We start from the raw sequence: 5662 nt of genomic DNA on the forward strand, positions 1-5662 counted from the left end.
CAAAAATATTTTGAAAGTAATAAATTGCAAATCTAAAAATATACATTAGTAATTGGAATTGGTGAAAGATTGCTGCAATTTAAGGCATTTATTAAGCAAAACGCCTTGAATTTATGAAGATCTGTTATTTTTATAACTTCTTCTTTAATTTTGTTTTCTTTTAACAATTTAGCTCTACATGTTCCCATTAACAAAGGTGTTGTGGGAGTTATCCATTCTTTTCCATTATAAAATACAATATTTGCAATTGATGTGTCAGTGATAAATCCATTTTTTATAATCAAAATATCATCACAAAACCCTTGTTGGCGTAGCAAATCATTTATTTGCGAACGATTTGTAAATTTTAAAGAATAATTTATCTCGTTATTTTCAACAACTTTTAAAGTACTAATTTTACGTGGTCTATAATGAAAAAATTCAACCTTATAGTTTTTTTCAGAATATAAAAAACGGAGTTTAACTAGACCTTTAGAAAATTCATTTGGAATACTAATGATATCACTCAAAAGGAAAGTTGCTTTTTTATAAAAGTAGGTTTCAAAAGAAAATTCTAAGCGTTTTTGATGGAATGATAAATTATAAATTTTACCATCTAAAATTTTTATAGTTTCAAATAATGGGAACATATACTTTATCTTTTAATTCTCTATATTCATCTATTGGATTACTACTCGATGTAATACCACCTCCACTGCGAAACCGTATATGATTTCCGATTTTTTCTATAAAGCGAATATTTACACAGCTATCAATATTTGTACCATCATAAATACCAAAAATGCCAGTATAGTATCCTCTGTCAATTTTTTCTGCTTCCTTAATAATTTCTACTGTTTTTTGCTTTGGTGCACCACTTATTGACCCTGCAGGTAATAAATTGACTAAAACTTCGCCAATTTTATTATGCCAATTTGCTGAAAGCTCGCCGCGGATTTCAGAACTTACCTGTAATAAATCTTTTCTATTGGTATGTATTTTTGTAATAAATCTAAACCTTGTAACGGTAATGTTTTTTGCAACTATAGATAGATCATTTCTTATTAAATCAACAATAGTTTTATGTTCCCATTCCTCTTTTTTGTTTTTTAAAATAACTTTTTTTGCATCAGGCAAACCAGCATCAATAGTTCCTTTCATAGGGTATGAAAAAATAAACCTATCTTTAGTTCTTATAAAAGATTCAGGCGAGAAAAAAATAAATTGGTTATCGAAAAAAAGTTTATAAGGAGATCTAGCACTATAAAAAAGTTCCAATAATGAACAATTAGTTGTAATATCTGTTGGAAACGTTAAATTCAATAAATAGGTATTTCCTGCCAAAATATTTTTCATTACAAAGCTAAATGCTTTCAAATATTCATCGTATTTGACTGGGTATAAGTCGAGTACAGGTTTATTACATCTAAGTATCTTTTTATTTTTAAAATTTCTTTTACTCCTAATTTGATAGAAAACATTTAACTCAGAAGCTTTATCTAAAGTACATAAAAAAGGTTTACACATTTCAAAATCAATTAAAAATAAAAAGGGAATATGTTTTGCACCATAGAAATTTGCTTTTTCTACAAATTCTAAAAGAGTCATTGTGAAATAGTTTGAATTCTACATAAACTTTAAAACAAATGTTGTTTACTACTAATAAAGACTAAAAGTTACTTTATCAAACATACATATATATTATAACATAAATTTATGCATATAGCAGATATTTTTGAAAAATTTTCTGATATAAATTGAAAAAATTTACAACTTAAAGCAGATAAAACCAATAGATAAAATCTATCTATAAGTTTTTGTTAAAAATTCTCATGAAAAAAGCTTTTTAATAACTTAATGAGTTTAAATCAAATTCAGGTTATATCAATAAAGTTTTTTAAAATATTAAAGCCGTACTGTGTTATATAGGACTCAGGATGAAATTGAACTCCAAAAATATTGAATTTTTTGGAAGAAATGGACATTATAACACCATTTTCGGAAACAGCTGTGATTTCTAATTCTTTAGGAAAATTTTTATGATCGATAGCCCATGAGTGATACAATCCTACTTTTAAAGTTTTAGGTATGTTTTTAAATATTGGGCTTTGTTTTACTACTTTAATTTTATGTGCTTGACCATGCACAACTGGAAAAATATTAACAAGATTGGCACCAAAGAAACTACCTATCGCTAAATAACCCAAACAAATTCCCAGAATATGTTTGGATGTATGGTATTCTTTAATAATTTCATAGATAATAGGAAAGTCTTTTGGTAATCCTGGACCAGGGGATATTATTATTTTATCAAAATCACTTACTTCAGCTGGGCTAATTTTATTACTTTGTATGATTTTTGTTTTTAAATTGTCCATTTTTCTTAAATAATCAACTATGTTATAGGTAAATGAATCTGTATTATCAATTAAGAGAACATTAATTTTTCTCATTTACAAAAAAATTATAACCTAATTTTATGATTCAAGTCAAGGTGTTTAATTTTTCTCATTTACTTAGCTAGATAAGTAGACATTAATAAAACATTACTGAAATTAATCCAGGCAATTGTCTTCATATTGGACCAATAAACTTTACAATTTTGTAGATTTATTTACAATTTTGTAAATTACAGTTTAATTTAAGTTCATATTTTCTTATATATTTGCTGTTATAACAGTATTGGAACACTTTATGCTAATTGTCTGGCATCTTTTTTTAAGGAGGGTGTATGAAGAAAATAGAAGCCATCATCAAGCCGTTTAAGCTTGATGAAGTAAAAGAAGCTTTATTGGAAGTAGGAATTGGCGGTATGACTATTGTCGAAGTTAAAGGCTATGGCAGGCAAAAAGGTCATACGGAAATTTACCGAGGTGCAGAGTATGTTGTTGATTTCTTACCAAAAGTAAAAATTGAAGTAGTTGTAAAAGATGATCAACTGGATCTAGTTGTAGAAAAGATTATAGAACACGCCAAAACAGGAAAAATTGGAGATGGTAAAATATTTATCTACAATGTAGATAAAGCAATAAGAATAAGAACGCTTGATATAAATGAAGAAGCTCTATAGGGGGATAATATGAAAAAAGTTTTATTTATATTGTTTTGGATATTAGGTATACCTGCTTTTTCTTTTGCTTCTGCTACGCCTGTACTAAACTCTGGAGATACTGCATGGATGCTTACATCAAGCGCACTTGTTATGCTTATGACGCCAGCTGGTCTTGCTTTATTTTATGGTGGGATGGGCAGATCAAAAAACATATTAAACACTATAGGCTTATCATTGATTGCATATGCTGTTGTAAGTGTCGCATGGATGCTTTGGGGATTTAGTTTTGCTTTTGGACCGGATATTGATGGTATTATTGGTTCAACAAAGTATTTATTCTTAAGTGGTGTAAGCGGTTCTTCAATATTTCCCGGTACAACTATACCTGTTTTTGTAGAAGCGGCTTTTCAAATGACATTTGCTGCCATTACTGTGGCTTTGGCAAGCGGTTCAGTGGTAGAGCGTGTTAAATTTTCTTCATGGATATGGTTTAGTTTATTGTGGGTTACTTTTATATATGCTCCTATCGCTCACTGGGTATGGGGCGGAGGATGGCTTTCTAAACTTGGCGCACTGGATTTTGCTGGTGGCACTGTAGTACATATAAATGCTGGTGTTGCAGGTTTAGTATTTGCTTTAATGCTTGGCAAAAGAAAAGGCTATGGAAGTCAGGCTATGCCACCTGCCTCTATTACCTTAACAATTTTAGGTGCTGCGCTTTTGTGGTTTGGGTGGTTTGGGTTTAACGCAGGTAGTGCAGGCGCAGCAAATGGTTTGGCTGGCAGTGCATGGGTTGCAACAAATACAGCAGCAGCAATTGGCGCACTAAGCTGGATGTATTGTGAATGGATTGTAAATAAACACCCTACAATGCTGGGTGCAGCAAGTGGTGCAGTAGCCGGGCTTGTTGCGATTACACCAGCAAGTGGTTTTGTAAATTTAGAAGGAGCTTTAGTTATTGGACTAATCTCTGGTATAGTGGGCTTTTTAGGTGCTGGTGTAATAAAGAGATTTTTTAAGTATGATGATTCTTTGGATGCATTTGGCGTGCATGCGCTAAATGGTATATGGGGTGCTTTGGCTACAGGTATATTTGCAGACCCTCTAATCAATGCTGCAGGCAAAGGCGCTTTATATGGTAACCCAAAGCAAATACTCATTCAGGCAATAGCTATAGCTGCTACTATAATTTACACTGCCATTGGCACATTTATAGTGGTAAAAATAGTATCACTGCTAACAGGCGGCATAAGGGTAGATGAAGAAACAGAGGTAATGGGTCTTGATTTGGCTGTGCACTCAGAAAAGGGGTTTGATTTATAATAAGATAAAAAGGAGGAAAACCATGAAGCATGCTTTGTTAATAGTTTTTACGCTATTATGTTTTAGCTCAAGCGCATTTGCCTTTGATGTAAAAACAGATATAGGCAGTATAAACATAAACGGCACATTATCTGGCTACAGCATTTTAACGGACAACGCAAACCCAAGTGGTTCTTTTGATACAAATGGAGAAGACAAGCATGTAAGATACGATATAAGCAATGCTTTAGTCAATGTATCAAAAACAACAGGAGTGGTGCGGTTTAATGTTTTTGCTGGCGCCTATGCTTTTCCAACTGTTGGCATGCCCGGTAATAAAACCATTACCGATGATGCAAATACAGGGCTTTTCGGACCACTGCCCATTGCCTATGTTGAACTTGATCCTGCTTCTTTTTTATCAATTCAAGCAGGCAAACTACCCACACTCATAGGGTATGAATCAGCCTTTACCTATCAGAACATAAATATACAAAGGGGTCTTGTGTGGAACATGGAGCCAGTAATCTCAAGAGGCATAAGGGCTATAGTTACAGCAGGCCCGCTAACACTAAAGGCAGGGGCAAACGATGGTTTTTACTCTAAAGATAAACTAGCGCTGGAAGGTTCTATTGGACTTACATTAGGGAACTTTTCAACATCGTTTAATGTTCTCATACCAAATAAAAATACGCCTGCAAACGATACGGCAGCTGTTGCAAACAAACAGGAATACGACCTTATAGCATCTTATACTATAGGAAAATTAACGCTAGGCTCTGATTTGCTCTACGTTTATTCTCCTAAAAGTTCTCAAGCAGGTTTTAGCGATTCAGCTGCAGCTTACGGATTGGCTGGTTTTGCAGATTACAACATAAACGATAAATTTTCTGTAGGTGCAAGGCTTGAGTATGCTTCAAATAAATCTACAAATAACCTAAACAGTGCAAATGCTGATTTGGTAGGATATGGTCCTTCTTCAAAAGCTTTGACTTTTACAATTACTCCAATGTATAAATATAAGTATCTATTTGTAAGGGCTGATCTGTCCTATGTGCGCATAAATAATTTTGCAGAAGGAAGTGGCTTTGGAGTTAATGGCAATAAGGCTAATCAATACAGACTGGGTCTTGAAGGGGGCATAATATTTTAAATAAATTTACCAACCACCTCCAGGTATATAAAAGAAGAAGCTTTATGCTTCTTCTTTAAAAAAAGGAGCGTTGTATGAGTAAAGTGCTTACTGCATGGACCTGCTATAATTTGCTGGACATAAAATATAAGTTGTCGTTATCCTGAAGCGCCAGCAAAGCCAGTCATTCTGAAGAG

Annotated in this window: 6 protein-coding genes; 3 read left to right on the forward strand and 3 right to left on the reverse strand. The window is 32.8% G+C overall.

Annotated features, from left to right (window positions below; all coding sequences use genetic code 11):
* Positions 1-32 precede the first annotated feature (32 nt).
* The 3 genes from Q0C22_RS00560 to Q0C22_RS00570 all read right to left on the reverse strand — a co-directional run bounded on the left by Q0C22_RS00560 (position 33) and on the right by Q0C22_RS00570 (position 2432).
* Positions 33-629, reverse strand: a complete 597-nt coding sequence (locus Q0C22_RS00560; protein ID WP_291490151.1) for an aminotransferase class IV family protein — start codon at positions 627-629, stop codon at positions 33-35.
* Entirely contained in the window at positions 613-1587 is a 975-nt protein-coding gene (locus Q0C22_RS00565) for an aminodeoxychorismate synthase component I (RefSeq protein ID WP_291490152.1), read from the reverse strand. The genes Q0C22_RS00560 and Q0C22_RS00565 overlap by 17 nt, the downstream gene beginning before the upstream one ends.
* A gap of 266 nt (positions 1588-1853) precedes the next feature.
* Positions 1854-2432 carry an aminodeoxychorismate/anthranilate synthase component II gene (locus Q0C22_RS00570; protein WP_291490153.1) on the reverse strand — a complete coding sequence of 193 codons (579 nt, stop codon included), beginning with the start codon at positions 2430-2432 and terminating at the stop codon, positions 1854-1856.
* A 278-nt stretch (positions 2433-2710) separates the two neighbouring features.
* Here Q0C22_RS00570 and Q0C22_RS00575 point away from each other — a divergent pair, with 278 nt between their 5' ends.
* From Q0C22_RS00575 to Q0C22_RS00585, 3 genes are read left to right on the forward strand one after another with little or no spacing between them, the layout of a single operon-like run.
* A complete protein-coding gene (locus Q0C22_RS00575; protein WP_291490154.1) occupies positions 2711-3049 on the forward strand; it encodes a P-II family nitrogen regulator in 339 nt (112 codons plus the stop codon).
* Between the two features lie 9 nt (positions 3050-3058).
* A complete protein-coding gene (locus Q0C22_RS00580) occupies positions 3059-4354 on the forward strand; it encodes an ammonium transporter (protein WP_291490155.1) in 1296 nt (431 codons plus the stop codon).
* 22 nt (positions 4355-4376) lie between these two features.
* Positions 4377-5486 (forward strand): outer membrane beta-barrel protein, encoded by a 1110-nt coding sequence (locus tag Q0C22_RS00585; protein ID WP_291490156.1) that lies wholly within the window; start codon positions 4377-4379, stop codon positions 5484-5486.
* Positions 5487-5662: the final 176 nt, after the last annotated feature.

This window comes from Desulfurella sp., from assembly GCF_023256235.1.
Taxonomy (GTDB): Bacteria; Campylobacterota_A; Desulfurellia; order Desulfurellales; family Desulfurellaceae; genus Desulfurella.

Coding starts and splice junctions, on each gene's coding strand:
- Q0C22_RS00560 (WP_291490151.1), bottom strand. CDS start 629: ATGTTCCCATTATTTGAAACTATAAAAATTTTAGATGGTAAAATTTAT.
- Q0C22_RS00565 (WP_291490152.1), bottom strand. CDS start 1,587: ATGACTCTTTTAGAATTTGTAGAAAAAGCAAATTTCTATGGTGCAAAA.
- Q0C22_RS00570 (WP_291490153.1), bottom strand. CDS start 2,432: ATGAGAAAAATTAATGTTCTCTTAATTGATAATACAGATTCATTTACC.
- Q0C22_RS00575 (WP_291490154.1), top strand. CDS start 2,711: ATGAAGAAAATAGAAGCCATCATCAAGCCGTTTAAGCTTGATGAAGTA.
- Q0C22_RS00580 (WP_291490155.1), top strand. CDS start 3,059: ATGAAAAAAGTTTTATTTATATTGTTTTGGATATTAGGTATACCTGCT.
- Q0C22_RS00585 (WP_291490156.1), top strand. CDS start 4,377: ATGAAGCATGCTTTGTTAATAGTTTTTACGCTATTATGTTTTAGCTCA.